The sequence below is a fragment of the Romboutsia lituseburensis genome (genome assembly GCF_024723825.1).
Taxonomy (GTDB): Bacteria; Bacillota; Clostridia; order Peptostreptococcales; family Peptostreptococcaceae; genus Romboutsia_F; species Romboutsia_F lituseburensis_A.
The window spans coordinates 1089963-1106024 of sequence record NZ_JANQBQ010000001.1 but is presented as its reverse complement, the minus strand read 5'-3'; the positions used below and the strand labels follow the sequence as shown (position 1 = coordinate 1106024).

General features: G+C 28.0%; 15 protein-coding genes and 1 other annotated feature. Of the genes, 13 read left to right on the top strand and 2 right to left on the bottom strand.

The genetic code is table 11. From position 1 onward, the window contains the following. Positions 1 to 156: 156 nt before the first annotated feature. The 13 genes from NWE74_RS05425 to NWE74_RS05365 all read left to right on the top strand — a co-directional run bounded on the left by NWE74_RS05425 (position 157) and on the right by NWE74_RS05365 (position 14053). Complete coding sequence (locus NWE74_RS05425; protein WP_258242217.1) at positions 157 to 1125, top strand: DUF2232 domain-containing protein; 969 nt, start codon at positions 157 to 159, stop codon at positions 1123 to 1125. A gap of 17 nt (positions 1126 to 1142) precedes the next feature. Continuing rightward, positions 1143 to 1883, top strand: a complete 741-nt coding sequence (locus tag NWE74_RS05420; protein ID WP_258242216.1) for a glycerophosphodiester phosphodiesterase family protein — start codon at positions 1143 to 1145, stop codon at positions 1881 to 1883. Between the two features lie 45 nt (positions 1884 to 1928). Beyond that, positions 1929 to 2184, top strand: a binding site (T-box leader). Positions 2185 to 2308: 124 nt separating this feature from the next. Beyond that, a complete protein-coding gene (gene tyrS, locus NWE74_RS05415) occupies positions 2309 to 3514 on the top strand; it encodes a tyrosine--tRNA ligase (protein WP_258242215.1) in 1206 nt (401 codons plus the stop codon). Positions 3515 to 3740: 226 nt separating this feature from the next. After that, positions 3741 to 4274, top strand: a complete 534-nt coding sequence (locus NWE74_RS05410) for a hypothetical protein (protein ID WP_258242214.1) — start codon at positions 3741 to 3743, stop codon at positions 4272 to 4274. 48 nt (positions 4275 to 4322) lie between these two features. Further along, on the top strand, positions 4323 to 4670 hold the full coding sequence (locus tag NWE74_RS05405; RefSeq protein ID WP_258242213.1) for a DUF4870 domain-containing protein: 348 nt from the start codon (positions 4323 to 4325) through the stop codon (positions 4668 to 4670). Between the two features lie 176 nt (positions 4671 to 4846). Then, a complete protein-coding gene (locus tag NWE74_RS05400; protein WP_258242212.1) occupies positions 4847 to 5776 on the top strand; it encodes a DMT family transporter in 930 nt (309 codons plus the stop codon). 307 nt (positions 5777 to 6083) lie between these two features. Next, positions 6084 to 6635, top strand: coding sequence for an NADH peroxidase (locus tag NWE74_RS05395; protein WP_258242211.1), 552 nt, complete (start codon positions 6084 to 6086; stop codon positions 6633 to 6635). Between the two features lie 281 nt (positions 6636 to 6916). Next, positions 6917 to 8065: a DUF362 domain-containing protein gene (locus NWE74_RS05390; protein WP_258242210.1), complete on the top strand. Its 1149-nt coding sequence runs from the start codon at positions 6917 to 6919 to the stop codon at positions 8063 to 8065. A gap of 149 nt (positions 8066 to 8214) precedes the next feature. Beyond that, positions 8215 to 9429: a hydantoinase/carbamoylase family amidase gene (locus tag NWE74_RS05385; protein WP_258242209.1), complete on the top strand. Its 1215-nt coding sequence runs from the start codon at positions 8215 to 8217 to the stop codon at positions 9427 to 9429. Between the two features lie 2 nt (positions 9430 to 9431). Beyond that, the gene (locus tag NWE74_RS05380; protein WP_258242208.1) at positions 9432 to 10709 is read left to right on the top strand and encodes a dihydroorotase; all 1278 of its coding nucleotides are present in this window, start codon (positions 9432 to 9434) and stop codon (positions 10707 to 10709) included. A gap of 208 nt (positions 10710 to 10917) precedes the next feature. Then, positions 10918 to 11163, top strand: coding sequence for a (2Fe-2S) ferredoxin domain-containing protein (locus NWE74_RS05375; protein WP_258242207.1), 246 nt, complete (start codon positions 10918 to 10920; stop codon positions 11161 to 11163). Positions 11164 to 11183: 20 nt separating this feature from the next. Next, on the top strand, positions 11184 to 12896 hold the full coding sequence (locus NWE74_RS05370; RefSeq protein WP_258242206.1) for a [Fe-Fe] hydrogenase large subunit C-terminal domain-containing protein: 1713 nt from the start codon (positions 11184 to 11186) through the stop codon (positions 12894 to 12896). Further along, entirely contained in the window at positions 12893 to 14053 is a 1161-nt protein-coding gene (locus NWE74_RS05365; protein WP_258242205.1) for a serine/threonine-protein phosphatase, read from the top strand. The genes NWE74_RS05370 and NWE74_RS05365 overlap by 4 nt, the downstream gene beginning before the upstream one ends. A 74-nt stretch (positions 14054 to 14127) precedes the next feature. Here the strand turns inward: NWE74_RS05365 and NWE74_RS05360 are convergent, their stop codons facing one another. Together NWE74_RS05360 and NWE74_RS05355 are read right to left on the bottom strand one after the other, a co-directional pair. Then, a complete protein-coding gene (locus NWE74_RS05360) occupies positions 14128 to 15375 on the bottom strand; it encodes an ABC transporter permease (protein WP_258242204.1) in 1248 nt (415 codons plus the stop codon). A gap of 3 nt (positions 15376 to 15378) precedes the next feature. Continuing rightward, positions 15379 to 16059 (bottom strand): ABC transporter ATP-binding protein, encoded by a 681-nt coding sequence (locus NWE74_RS05355; protein ID WP_258242203.1) that lies wholly within the window; start codon positions 16057 to 16059, stop codon positions 15379 to 15381. Positions 16060 to 16062 lie beyond the last annotated feature (3 nt).

The window sequence follows — 16062 nt, the reverse complement described above, 5'->3', positions numbered from 1 at the left end:
TAATGTTAAGAATTTAAATTATATAAATTTTATTTATGTAAATAATTATAATGTGATTTATTAAATAAAAATATTGTTTATAAATTTGAAAATAAAGCTTATTATATTATAATGAAATAGTTTTAATTAACAATTAAATATGTACAGGAGGCAATAATGAATAATACTAAAAAAATGACAGAGGCAGGAATGTTATCTGCTTTATTTATAGTCAGTACTATATTAGCAGTTGGAAGTGGTTTTGGATATACAATTTATTTGGATTTTGTTGTTCCTGTATTTTTTTGCATAGTGCTTTTAAAATGCGATTTTAAATACACAGTTTTATCAGGAATAGTTTCATTAACTATAGTTGGACTAGTACTTGGCAATATAGGTACTGCAATTTGGGCAAGCCAAAGTATAATGATTGGAATTTTATGTGGTTGCTTAATGGTTAAAGACACTAGCATTATGGATGACTTAGTATATGGATCTATATTAGGAGTTATACTTATGGTGTTTATAGATATATATGCATCAAGTTTAATAGGATATAGCTTTATGAAAGAGTTCAGGGGATATGCAAATATGTTTCCATATAAAGAGTATATGGATTTTATATATTACCTTTTTGTATCAACATTTCCATTTGGAACAGTATTTAGTATATATTATATATCTTTAATACTAGTTAAAAAAATAAATATACTAAAAGGTAATAGTAAGAAAAAATTCCAAGTAATAAGAAATTTTAGATCTTTTTCTAGATTTGTATGTTGTTCTAAAAAAGTATTTTATGGATGTTGTATATACATTATAGTTTTAGAATTATTAAGTATATTTAATATAAATTTAAATGGAGTTTATTTAAGTACTATTTTAATTTCTATAAAATATTTATGTTATTATTTTGTAATAAGGGATGGATACATAACTGCTCAAAATTATCTAATGTCTAAATATCAAAATGTATTATATGTGAGAATAACATCTATAATATCTCTTGTATTTTTAATTTTTTTATTTAAAGTAACAACGCTAGCTATAATTTTATTAAACTTAATATTAGATATAAATTTAAACATAAGGACAAAGCAAATAAGCATAATAAATAATTATATAAATGCTCTAGAAAATAAATAATATAGGGGTGTTGTGCTGTGTCTAAAAATATAGGTTGGCTTAAAGAAATTCCATTTGCTCATAGAGGTCTTTATAATGAGATAATACCAGAAAACTCTATGGGCGCATTTAGAAATGCAATAAAATATGGATATGGAATAGAACTAGATGTTCAGTACACTAAAGATAAAAAGATTGTGATTTTTCATGATAATGCACTTTATAGAATGACAGGATACAAGGGTAATGTTAACGACTTAACTTACTTGGAAATAAATAAATTAACATTATTAAATACAAATGAAAGAATTCCCTTATTTAAGGATGTTATAAATTTGATAGATGAAAGAGTTCCTTTACTTGTGGAAATAAAAAAGAGCAAAGATTACATAAACTTAAGTAAAGATGTTTATAATACAGTTAAAGATTATAAAGGGAAATATTCTATACAATCATTTGATCCAAGAATTGTTAGTTGGTATAAACAACATGCAAAAGAGGTTATAAGAGGTCAACTATCTTTTAATTTTAAAGAGTCATCTTTCAAATGGTATGAAAAGATTGCTTTAAAAGATATGATATTTAATTTTTATAGTAAACCCGATTATATTTGCTATGGCATAAAAGGAATAAATAGTTTGGAAATTAAAATATTAAGAAAGAAAAAGCCAATAATATCTTGGACTATAAAAAATGAAAATGAAATGAAATTTGCATATAAGTATAGTGACAATATAATTTTTGAAGGATTTATACCTAAAAATATTAAAAAGGGTTGACAAAAAAGTGTATAACTAATATATTAATATTAAATATTAAAATATTTAAAAGCGTTGATAAGAACAAGTAAAGCTAATGTAGTCTAACAGAGAGTTTCCGGTTGGTGAGAGGAGCAAGTTAAGTTAGTTTGAATACATCTTAGAGTAATTTTTCTGAAAGATAACACCCATTAAGGAAAATCGGGATGGCACACGTTATAGTGCAAAGGTATAATCAGTTTTGGCGTACCTAATAAGGTTAGTATTGTGAAATACTAATAAACTAAGGTGGTAACACGTGAGCAATGCTCTCGTCCTTTTATAGGATGAGAGCTTTTTTAATACAAAAAATTAAACAATATTAGAAAATATGATATTGGCGCCGATGTATTGTTTAATAAAATGAAATTTTAGCAATTTAAAATATAAATAGTTGGAGGTAAAAAATGATAAACTTAGACGATCAAATTAAAATAATATTAAAAGGTGTAGATGATATAATAGATGAGAAAGACCTTAGAGAAAAATTAGTTAAGGCTGACAAAGAAGGACGTCAACTAGTTATAAAATTAGGTCTTGATCCATCAGCTCCAGATATACACTTAGGTCATACTGTTGTTCTTAGAAAGATGAAGCAGTTACAAGATTTAGGACATAAAGTAGTAATAATAATAGGAGACTTTACAGGTAAGATAGGTGATCCAACAGGAAAATCTAGTGCTAGAAAAGCATTAACAACTGAACAAGTTTTAGAAAATGCTAAGACTTACCAAGAACAAATATTTAAAGTTTTAGATAAAGAAAAAACAGAAGTTAGATTTAACAGTGAATGGTTAGCGAAGTTAAACTTTGAAGATGTTGTTAAGTTAGCTGCAACTATAACTGTCGCAAGAATGCTAGAAAGAGAAGATTTTAAAAAGAGATATGAAAGCCATACTCCAATATCAGTACATGAGTTCTTCTACCCATTAATGCAAGGATATGACTCAGTAGCTATAAAAGCTGATATAGAATTAGGAGGAACTGATCAAAGATTTAACTTACTTATGGGTAGGGCATTACAAAAAGAATTTGGTCAAGAGTCTCAAGTTGTTATAATGATGCCTTTATTAGAGGGATTAGATGGTGTTAATAAAATGAGTAAGAGTTTAGGAAACTACATTGGAGTAGATGAAGAAGCTGGTGTAATGTACCAAAAATCTATGGAAATACCAGATGAACTTATAATAAAATACTACAACTTAGTAACTGATATTCATCCAGATGTGGTTAATCAAATAGAAAAAGATTTAAAAGAAGATAAAGTTAACCCAAGAGATATAAAGATGGGTCTTGCTAAAGAAATAGTAAAATTATACCATGGAGACGAAAAAGCTAACTTCGCAGAAGAAAGATTTAAATCAGTATTCCAAAAAGGACAAATACCTGTAGATATATTAACAGTAGAAGCGAGTTCTACAGATTTTGATTTAGCTCAAATCGTTGTTGAAAATAAATTGGCTCCAAGTAAAAGTGAGTTAAGAAGATTAGTTAAACAAGGTGGAGTTAAGGTAAATAGTGAAAAAATAGATGATCCTCAAGCAATAAATGCAGAAGGTGAATTAGTTGTACAAATAGGTAAGAAAAAGTTTATAAAAATAATTGTTAAATAATAATATATAAAAAAGCAGATTTGAATAAATTTCAAATCTGCTTTTTTAGTAATGCTGAACAAAACTTTTAACCTAAACATATTATATGAAAGTAAAACTATATTAACTATATGTAATTAATTCATAAAGTAATCAAAAATGTTGTAAAAAATGTATATAAATGTTATATTTTATCTATCGACGGTGAAAAATAAGCAAATGAGATTTATTGAGAAGAGGGAATTACATGTATTTACCAAACAGAATAGTTAAAATATTAGCTAATATAAACAAGTCTTACATCATATATTATACTAAAGGTAAAATATCTTCAGTAATTATTGATAGTGAAAATATAAAGATAGAAGCTTGCACTGAGGGCTATTGTATAAATCTTAAAGGTTCTAAAGTTATATTGAATGATTTAAAGTCTATAGAGCCATTACTTTATAAAGTTTGCATGCATAATAAAAATGATGAAAATAAAAGTAAGCTTAAAATTGCAGACAGTCTAGTTGAAATATTTTCTAAAAATGAAAAGACATTTGCAGTTAAGTATTTAAAAGGAAACATAGTATCTATAATAATGGATGAACATAAACTATCAATAAATAAGACATCGGCAGGATATTTGCTGAAAGTAAGTAATAAAAATATTGCAGTAGAAAGTTTCGGAGCAATAAAAAAATTGCTTTTAAAAATGAACATAATAAAAAAAATACAAAAAACAAAAATTGATAAAAATGAAATTTACTTTGAACAACTTAAATTAGATATTTAAAATATTTTCCTGGGAAATTTTAGGAATTAGTTGATGAAAGGAGAAAGTATGGAAGAGTATAATAAATCAATACCAAGAGAAAATTTGATTATGTTATTAATGGCAGGATCAATAGTAGTGTTTAATATAATAGGATTCATAGTATCTTACTTTGTGTGGAAAGAATATAGTAAGGATTCATCATTTATTGAAATAAATGGAAAAAGACTTTTGAACTTTCATATAACATTTGTAATATATGAAATTATATCATTTTTATTAATAATAGTTCTAATAGGGACTATATTAATGCCAATTGTAAGTATTGCATATTTTGTAATGACTATAATAGGTATGATAAAATATGGATATCATAAAGACTATGAATACCCATTTACATTTAAATTCATAAAATAGTAATTATAAAAGGCTATAGTTAATATAGTCTTTTATAATACATTAAAAAATTTTTGGAAAATAAAAAAAAATATAAAAACTACAATAATTATGTTTACAAAAATCATTTATTATACTAATGTTAAATTAAGAGGGCTTGATCACAAATATATAGGTACTTGAGGAGGGGGTAAATATTGTTTAAGGCGCATATAGCGGAATTTGGATTGATATTGATTGCCATGATCTGGGGGAGTGGCTTTGTTGGTACACAGTTAGCTTTAGATGGAGGTCTAACTCCACTACAGTTGTTAACGTTAAGATTTTTTATAGGGTCTATTTTAATTAATCTAATATTTTTTAAACAAATAAAAGAAAACATAAATAAAGAGATAATAAAGAAAGGTACTATATTAGGATTTTTCTTATTTATAGCATTTACAGTTCAAACGATAGGAATATTATATACTACTCCATCTAAAAATGCATTTATAACAGCTGCCAACGTTGTTATAGTACCATTTATAGGTTTTTTTGTGTACAAAAGAAAATTAGATAAAATTGGTATAATAAGTAGTATAATGACGCTTATAGGAATAGGTATATTATCTTTAGAAGCAGACCTTTCTATAAATATAGGAGATTTTCTAACTTTAATATGTGCATTTGGATTTGCATTTCATATATTTTTTACAAGTGAATTTGCATCAAAGTATAATCCAATTGCATTAACAGGAATTCAGTTTACAGTTGCATTTATATTATCTTTAGTTTGTCAGCTATTTATGGGAGAAATGCAAATAGATACACAAGTAAATGGGTACTTAGGTGCGCTATATTTAGGTATATTTAGTACTACTATTGCATTCTTACTTCAAACTATATGCCAAAAAATGGTAGATGGTACAAAAACAGCAATAATACTTTCTACAGAGGCTGTTTTTGGAACACTTTTTTCTGTTTTAATTCTAAAAGAAATTGTTACTGTAAAAATGCTTATAGGTAGTGCAATCATATTTACTTCTATTATAATGGCTGAAACAAAGTTATCTTTTATTAAAAAGAAAGATGTATATGTAGAAGATATGTGTAGTGCTATAGTAAAAGAAAGTGAAAATGAATTATAATATTTTAAAATATAGATAATAAAAGCCATTTAATTAAATGGCTTTTTTATTATTAATGATAAATGAAAAATATTTTGTAAAAAATTTAAAAAATATTATATGAAAAATGTTTAAAGTAATATAGGGGAGGGTATTTATGTATTACAATAATTTTTAACAGAAGAGTTGAGAGTTATTAACAAAAAATGTTAAAATAAATAAGAGAAAAATTTAAAAATTTGTTTAAATTAAATATACTCGGGTATATATAGAGTATAAGAAAATAAACAATAAATTAAATTAATATAAAAAAGTGGAGGGAATAATTATGAAAAAATTTGTTTGTACAGTATGTGGATATATACATGAAGGAGAAACTGCACCAGAAGTCTGTCCAGTATGTAAAGTTGGGGCTGAAAAGTTTGACGAAATGAAAGGTGAAATGGTTTGGGCAGATGAGCATAGAATAGGTGTAGCTCAAGGTGTAGATGATGAAATACTAGAAGGATTAAGAGCTAACTTTACTGGTGAATGTACAGAAGTAGGGATGTACTTAGCAATGAGTCGTCAAGCTGATAGAGAAGGATACCCAGAAGTTGCTGAAGCTTATAAGAGAATAGCATTTGAAGAAGCAGAACATGCAGCTAAATTTGCTGAGTTATTAGGAGAAGTTGTTGTTGCAGATACTCAAGCTAACTTAAAAGCTAGAGTTGAAGCTGAATATGGAGCAACAGAAGGAAAATTAAAAATAGCTAAGAGAGCTAAAGAATTAGGATTAGATGCAATACATGATACAGTACATGAAATGTGTAAAGATGAAGCTAGACATGGTAAAGCATTCTTAGGATTATTAGAAAGACACTTTGGGAAGCAAAACTAATAGATATAAGATAGAGAGAGCGTAAGCTTTCTCTATTTTTTTACGTGCAAGGGTATTATAATAAATAAATAACTGTGGATAATGTATTAAGTATAGTTATTTCAATGCTTTTACGAAAGTAAAAAATGACATTCTGAGCAATGGACGAAGTCGTTGGAGATAGAAGTGAAGCGATTTTTTTATAATTAATAATATTTACAAGTTATATAGTTAAGTTTTTATAGATATAATTATTCTAAAATTTTACAATTAAAATTAACATGAATAAGAAGGAGTTTATTATGAATTTAGTGTCTTTAAGAAAGTGCAATGATTATGAGTATGAAAATATAAAAAAGTCTATAGAAATGATGTTAGATGATTTAGGTGGGATAGAGAAATTTGTAAGTAAAAATAGCAAAGTTCTTATAAAACCAAATTTACTTATGAAAAAAAGACCAGAGGAAGCAACAACAACACACCCTATGGTTGTAAAAGTCTTATGCGAAAAATTATTAAAATTAAATTGTGAAGTTATAATTGGAGATAGTCCAGGTGGACCATATACTGCAAGTTCATTAAAGGGAATTTACAAATCGAGCGGAATGAAAGATGTAGCTGATGAGTTAGGGGTAACTTTAAACTATGATATAAGCGATGTAAAAGTAGAAAATGATAGGGCAAATGCACTGAAATACATGGACATTATTACACCTATAACTGAAGTTGATTACATAATAAATGTTTGTAAATTAAAAACACATGGTATGGCTACATTTACTGGAGGAGTTAAAAATTTATATGGATGCATAGCAGGATTAAAAAAAGCTGAAATACATTATAGATTCCCTACAGAGGAATTATTCTGTGAAGAAGTATTATTAGATATATGCTCTTATGTAAATCCAACGTTAACTATAATGGATGGAGTCGTAGGTATGGAGGGGGATGGACCATCTGCAGGTGTACCAAGACATATAGGCGTGATGTTAGCATCTCAAAGTCCTTATGCTCTAGATGCTGTTGCTTGTAAAATTATAAATTTAAATAGTGATAGAGTACCAACCTTAAGAGGATCTATAAAAAGAGGATACATAAAAGAAGATTTATCAGATATAAAAGTATTAGGGGAAGATATAGAAAAGTTAATAATAAAAGATTTTAAAATACCAAGTACTAGTAAAGATTTTAGACTTCTAAAATCAAGCCTACCTAAGTTTTTACATGAACCTATAACAAAGATAATAACACCTAAGCCAGTTGTTAGGCATAAAGACTGTATAAAGTGTGGAAAATGTATACAAGCTTGTCCTGCTAAGGTTATGAGCTTTAATGAGAATAAAGTAACTATAAACTTAGACAATTGTATAAGATGTTATTGTTGTCATGAACTATGTCCTAAAAAAGCTGTTGATATAAAAAGAAATTTTATATTTAAGTTGATAAAATAAATAATTATAAATCTAATTAAAATATGAATTATACAATAATAAAATTAAAAATAATTCGTAATTATGTTTAAAATAAATTTTACATAATGTATAATAGAATAAAAATATACACAAATGTGTTAAAAATTCAAACAATGGGGGACAAGAGTATGGCTTCAAAAAGAGAAGATATAGAGTATTTAGAATATATTTTTAGCAAATTTTACGATATTGGAGCCAATTCATATGGCGGAGTAACTAGACTTGGATATACTAAAGTAGAAGATGATATGCACAATATGTTTAAGTCATTGGGTGAAGAAGAGGGATTTTATACTTATATAGACGAAGTTGGAAATACATATGTTGCAAATGATATATCACAAAAGCCATATTACTTAATGGGATCTCATTTAGATTCTGTGGTAAATGGTGGAAGATACGATGGGGTATCTGGAGTAATAGCTGGGCTTTTAATTTTAAAGTGGGCTAAATATGAAAATTTAGATATACCAATAAGAGTAGCTGCATTTAGATGTGAAGAATCAAGCAACTTTGGAAAATGTACTATAGGTAGTGGACTAATAACAGGTGAATTAACCAAAGATGATATAAAGGGACTAGTTTCCAAAACAGGTAGACATATAGTGGATATATTTTATAGTAATGGATATAGTTTAAACCCTAAAAAGATTGAAAATATAAAGCAGTATTTAGAATTACATATAGAACAAGGAAAAGTATTAGAAGAATATGGAATAAAGGTAGGGATAGTAACTGATATAGCAGGTCCTAGAAGATTTGAAATAAGTGTATTAGGAGAAGCTGAACATTCAGGAGCTACACCTATGGATATGAGAAATGATGCTCTTTGTGCAGCATCAGAACTTATATTAGGATTAGAAAAGATTGGAATGGATGAAAGTTATAGAAAATCAGTAACTACAGTAGGTGTTATAAACAATGGACCGAACGTATTAAATGTAATTCCTGGTGAGGTGACTCTTGGAGTAGACATAAGAGGAATAGACATAGATAGTCTAGACAAAATAGAATCTTATATGAAAAGCACCATAATAGAAATTATGAAAAAAAGAAATGTAGAAATATTTGCTCAAGACACAGGTAGATTTGATCCTGTTAAAATGAGTTCTTATATACAAAAAAAGTTAATAGAGAGTAGTGAAAAATTAAAAATATCTCATAAGGTTATGCCAAGTGGTGCAGGTCACGATGCTATGGCGTTTAGCAAAATTTGTGATACAGCCATGATATTTATACCTTGCTATAGAGGTATAAGCCACAATAAAAGTGAATTTTCGTCATTATTAAGTATATACGATGGATGTAAAGTTATGTATGAATATCTAAAAGGAGAGTTATAGACATGATACTTATAAGAAATGGTAGAGTAATAGACCCAAGTACTAAAAGAGATGAAGTTTTAGATATAGTTATAAAAAATGATATTATACAAAAGATAGGTAAATTTCAAATAACAAGTGAATATGAAGTAGTAATTGATGCAAGTGGAAGTATAGTTTCACCTGGGTTAATTGATGTACATGTACACTTTAGAGATCCTGGATTTACCTATAAAGAAGACATAGAAAGTGGATCTAACTCAGCAGCAAGAGGAGGATTTACAACAGTGGTATGTATGGCAAATACAAATCCTATTGTTGATAATACAGAAACTTTAAACTATATAAAAAATAAAGCTAACAATTCACCTATAAATGTATTGCAAGTTGGATCAATAACAAAAGGATTTAAAGGTGAAGAACTAGTAGACATGGAAAATCTTAAAAATAGTGGTGCTATAGGATTTAGTGATGATGGTTTACCAATAATGAATAGCGATATAATTTTAGAGGCTATGAATAAAGCCAAAGAATTAAATGTACCATTAAGTTTTCATGAAGAAGATCCATCACTAATAACTTGTGCAGGGATAAATGATGGAAAAATATCTAAGCAAATGGGGATAGTAGGTGCATCAAATGTAGCAGAAGATGTTATGGTTGCTAGAGACTGTATGCTAGCTTTAAAATCTGGTGCAAAAGTCAATATACAACATATAAGTTCAAAAGCTTCTGTAGAAGCTGTAAGGCTAGCTAAAAGATTGGGAGCTAATGTATACGCAGAAGCGACACCACATCACTTTACATTAACAGAGGATGACGTTTTGATATATAAAACTAATGCAAAAATGAATCCACCTCTTAGGACTGCAGATGATAAATACAGCATAATTGAAGCACTACAAGATGATACTATAGAAATAATTGCAACTGACCATGCGCCACACACAAGTGAAGAAAAAAATGTAGATTTTGTTAAATCACCAAGTGGAATAGTAGGGCTTGAAACATCTTTAGCTTTAGGTGTAACTCATTTAGTTAGAAAAGGACATTTAAGCATAATGAAGCTGCTTGAAAAAATGACTATAAATCCTGCTAAGCTTTATAATTTAGAAAGTGGATGTATAAAAGAAGGAGCTAAAGCAGATTTAGTAATATTTAATCCTAATGAAGAATATGAAGTAAAAGAATTCGTTTCAAAATCATCGAATTCACCATTTATAGGCCATAAATTATATGGAAAAATTAATTATACTATATGTAATGGAAATATAGTATTTGAAAGTATAGAACAAGATTAATAAAAAATACCTAATTCTATTATTTAGAATTAGGTATTTTTTTACTTTTTGTAGATATATAATAATCAATAAACTAAAATTATCTCATAGGACATTTTAAGAAACGGATGAAGTTGTTGAAAGTATAAAGTGTCGTTCCTAAACGGTGGTTTAAGCTAAGTTAATTTTTTATAAAACAGAAGTATATAGGTTAGGGAGAGTGAGATATATGAAGTCTATAAAAATATGTATAGGTAGTGCATGTCATATAAAGGGATCATATGAGGTTATAGAAATTTTTAAAGAAGAAATAGATAAGTATAAATTAGGAGATAAAATAGAACTTTGTGCTTCATTTTGCCTGGGTAAATGCAAAGATGCAGTTTCAGTTATGAGATGGGATGATATTGTATTTTCTGTTTCAAAAGAAAATGCAAGGCAAATATTTGAAGCTGAGTTTATGCCATATATTTAAAAGATAAAGGGGAAGATAAAATGTGGGTTATGGGTTTTTCTAAAGTTAATTGTAAAAATTGTTATGCATGTTTAAGAGCTTGTCCAGTACATGCTATAAGGGTTAAAAATGACCAAGCTCAGATAATGAAAGATCGATGTATTGTATGTGGTAGATGCTTTAGAGCATGCCCTCAAAATGCAAAATTAATACGTTCAGAAATTGAAATGGTTAAACATTATATAAGTGGTAGAAAAAAAGTAGTAGCATCGATAGCTCCAAGCTTTGCATCTATATTTGGAAAATATAGTAATAAAATTCCTAAGGCACTTAGACTGCTAGGATTTGATTATGTAGAAGAAACAGCATCAATAGTAGATCCGATTATAAACGAATATGAAAGATATGCAAACTTAGATGATGACAAAACATATATAACAAGTTTTTGTCCTTCGGTAAATAAGTTAATTGAAAAATATTATAAAGATTTCAATGATAATATTATACCTGTAGCATCTCCAGCAATATTTCACGCAAGAGTATTAAAGAGTATATATGGAAAAGAGACAAAAGTTATATTTATAGGCCCATGCTTAGCTAAAAAAACAGATGGACATGATGATGAATCTATAGATATTGTATTAACATTTGAAGAACTTCAAAATTGGTTTAAAGAAAAAAATATAGATTTAGAAATTATTGGTGAAGAGCCATTTGATTATGTTAGTAAAGATAAGAGACTGTTACCTATAATTGGAGGGCCAACAAAGCATATAGAAGAAAAAAATCCTAAAAAAAGTATTATACAAGTCGATGGGATAGATGATTGTATAAAAATATTAGATGAATTAAAAAAAGGGAAACTTAAAAATTCATTAATTGATATGAATAGTTGTAGGCATAGCTGTGTAAATGGATCTGGTATGCCTCATGATAATATAACATGCTATGAAAGAAAGGAAAATCTTAAACAATACGCTAAAAGAGTTAACAAAGAAAAGAATCAAGACAATTCTAAAATAAATGATATAATCTCACAGGTTTCTATAAAAAAGAATTTTGTATCTAAAGAAATTTTACTAAAGCAACCAACAGAAGAAGAATTAAGAGAAATAATGAAAAGTATGGGGAAACATGATAAAAATGATGAATTGAATTGCGGTAGTTGTGGATATCACACATGCAAAGAAAAAGCTATAGCAGTGTATAATAATATGGCGGAAGTAAATATGTGCTTACCTTTTATGAGGGAAAGAGCTGAAAATTTAACAAATATCATATTTGATATGACCCCTAATATGATAGCTATAATAAATAAAAAATTAGATATAGTACAATTAAATCCATCAGCTGAAAAGTTTTTTGATATTACAAATAAAAAGGCTATAGGTCTTCCGATATTAATGTTTTTAGATGGAAATAAATTTGAAAATATAAAGAAAAATAAGGTTAATGTCTATAAAGAAAAAGTATTGCTAGAGTATAATCAATCAACAATAATACAAAGTATAATATGGTTAGAAAAAAACCAAGTTATGTTATGGATTGCAGATGATATAACAAAGGATGAAAAACAACAACAATCAATTCAGAACATGAAAATAGATGCCATAAATATGGCTCAAAAAGTTATAAATAAACAAATGACAGTAGCACAGGAAATTGCAAGTTTATTGGGTGAAACTACGGCAGAAACAAAGGTAACATTAACTCAACTTAAAAATCTTATTCAGGAGGATACAAGTAAAAAATGAAATTTTTTATAGATTTTGCCAGCAGCAGTTTAAATAAATATGGAGAAGAGTTATGCGGAGACAAAGTTGAGTTTTACCACGATGAAAAAAAGTTTATTGCGGTTTTGTCAGATGGATTAGGCAGTGGTGTAAAGGCTAATATTTTGGCTACATTAACAGCTAAGATAGCTTTAACCATGTTAAAAGAGGGTCTACCTATAGAAGAAGTAGTAGATACTGTTATACATACACTTCCGGTATGTTCACAAAGAAATTTAGCGTATTCGACGTTTACTATAATAAAAGTTGAAAACGATGGTATGGCATATGTTGCTGAATTTGATAATCCAAGTATTTTCTTTTTAAGTGATAGAGAAATAAAAAAAATAGAGTGGTGTACTACTGAAATTAATGGCAGGAAAATAAAAGAAAGCAAGTTTAAACTTAAAGAAAAAGATATATTGGTATTTGTAAGTGATGGAGTTGTGCACGCTGGGGTAGGGAAGGTATTGAATTTAGGATGGCAATGGGAAGATATTGAAAAATATCTAAAGGAAAATACAAACAAAAATATGTCAGCTAAGACAGTAACTAATTTGTTATTAGGTGCATGTGACCAGTTATATATGCAGCAACCAGGAGATGATACAACAGTTGCAACTATAAAGGCAGTTATGCCTAAAAAAGCTATATTATTCTCAGGACCTCCTATAAATCCTGAAATGGATAATCAAATCGTTAAAAAGATAATGTCTACTTATGGAAGAAGAATTGTTTGTGGGGGGACTGCTGGAAATATTGTTGCGAGGGAGCTAAATGAAGAGGTTAAAACAAGTTTTAAAGTAGTTGATAAAGATATACCGCCAATTGGTTATATAAATGGAATAGATCTTGTTACAGAAGGTGTTTTAACTATAAGAAAAGCAACTGAAATATTAGAAAAAGTAAAGGTAGCAACTGATTTAAAGTTTTTATATGAAGATGATGGAGCATCGAAGTTAGCTCGCATGCTTTACGAGGATTGTACACATATAAAATTTATAATAGGGAGAGCTATAAATCCAGCTCATCAAAATCCAGATTTTCCAAATGAATTAAGTATTAAGTTATATGTTTTAAATGAACTAAAAAATACTTTGTCAGGATTAGGTAAGATTATAGAAGTTGAATTTTATTAAAAATATAAATAAAAAAATGAGTATATCTTAAGTTTAAGGTATACTCATTTTTATTTATATAAAATTAGTATGTATTATTTGTAAATGGCCTTAATTGGATCTAATTTAGATGCTTTAAGGGCAGGAACAATACCAAATACGATTCCAGTTAAAACAGTTGCAATAAATGCATAGAATAAGCTGTTAGCATTAGGAATAGCTTTAAATGGTAAATAGTTAGATGCATAGTTAACTACTATAAATCCTATTATTATTCCCAGTATTCCACCACATACCGTTATAAATACAGCTTCGGTTAAAAATTGGAATAATATATGTCTAGGCTTTGCACCTATAGCTCTTCTAATACCGATTTCTCTTTGACGTTCCATAACAGATACATACATTATATTCATAACACCTACACCACCTACAAACATAGATATAGCAGTTATAGCAGTTATAAATAAGTTTATTTTAGAAACCATTGCTTCAAGCTCTTGAGTTTGTTCTGATGGATCTTGAGGGTTATACGAACCGTCAATATCTGGATGTAAATCATATAACTTATCACAAACTCTGTAAGCTACTTCAGATACATCATATCCTTTAGAAACTATTAAATCAAGTCCATAAATTTCAGTTGGATAAGAGTATTGATTCATTAAAGAATCAAAAGATTTCTTTGGCATATAAGATGTAGCATAAGTAAAGTCACCGCTATACATACCAGCAATCATGCCACTGTTATTTTCTTCAGTGTTAGTAGTCAGAGAACTCTCATCAACAACACCTATTACTTCAAATGTTGAACCACTAATAGTTATACCTTTACCTATAGCTTTTTCTGCATCACCAAATAAGTCTGTTGCATTTTGCATAGTTATCATAATTACTTTTCTATCATTATCTTCTAAAGAAAAATTTCGACCATATGAAGCTTTTACTTTTGTATCTTTTTTCAACTCATTTACTTCAATAGAAGTAGTCTTTTTATCAAAAGATGCTTCAGAAAAATAACTGGAGTTCATATCAAAATCTTCCTTAGCAGGTCCTATTCTTTCAACGCCTTCCACAAAAGATAATTCTTCAATATCTTTTAGAGCAAATGGTTGTAAAAATGCTGTCATGCTAGACATATTTTGATCTGTAGGCTCAAATGAAATTCTTGTTTTATTAGGGTTGACTTTGTCAACTGAACTAAAAACTTCTTTTTTTAGACCATTACCGATAGAACTTACAAGTATTACTGATGTAATACCCATTATAATCCAAAGTAAAGTTATAAATACTCTAAGTTTATGACCTTTTAAATTAGATAAAGAACTTTTTATTAAATTCATAGGCTACACCTCCATTGAAACTACACCATCTTTTAGTTTTACAACCTTAGTGGCATATTTTACTAAATCATTATCATGAGTAACCATTATTATAGTCTTTCCTTGTTCATTTAAATTTTTTAAAAGCTCCATAATGTCATTGCTAGTTTCACTATCTAAAGCACCAGTTGGTTCATCTGCAAAAATAAGAGAAGGGCTATTAACTAGTGCACGAGCTATAGCAACACGTTGTTGTTGACCACCTGATAATTGAAGTGGCATATTTTTTAATTTATCGAGTAGACCAACTGATTCTAATTTTTCACAAACTATTTTTTCTCTATCAACTTTATTTATTAAACCTTCATAAATAAGAGGTAATTCTATGTTATGGTATACATCTAATGTTTCTATTAAGTTAAATTGTTGAAAAATAAAACCTATATTTTTATTTCTAAATTCAGATTTTTGATTTTCATTTAAATTTGTAACATCTTCGCCATTAAATAAGTATTTTCCGTCATCGAATTTATCAAGGAAACCTAAACTGTTAAGTAGTGTAGTTTTACCACTTCCTGATTTACCCATTATCATAACAAAATCTCCAGCTTCTATTTCTAAGCTTAAAGATTTAAGCACATGGAACTGTTCCTTACCAACTTTATAAAATTTTTGAACATTTTCTAGTTTAATTATATTACTCAAGAA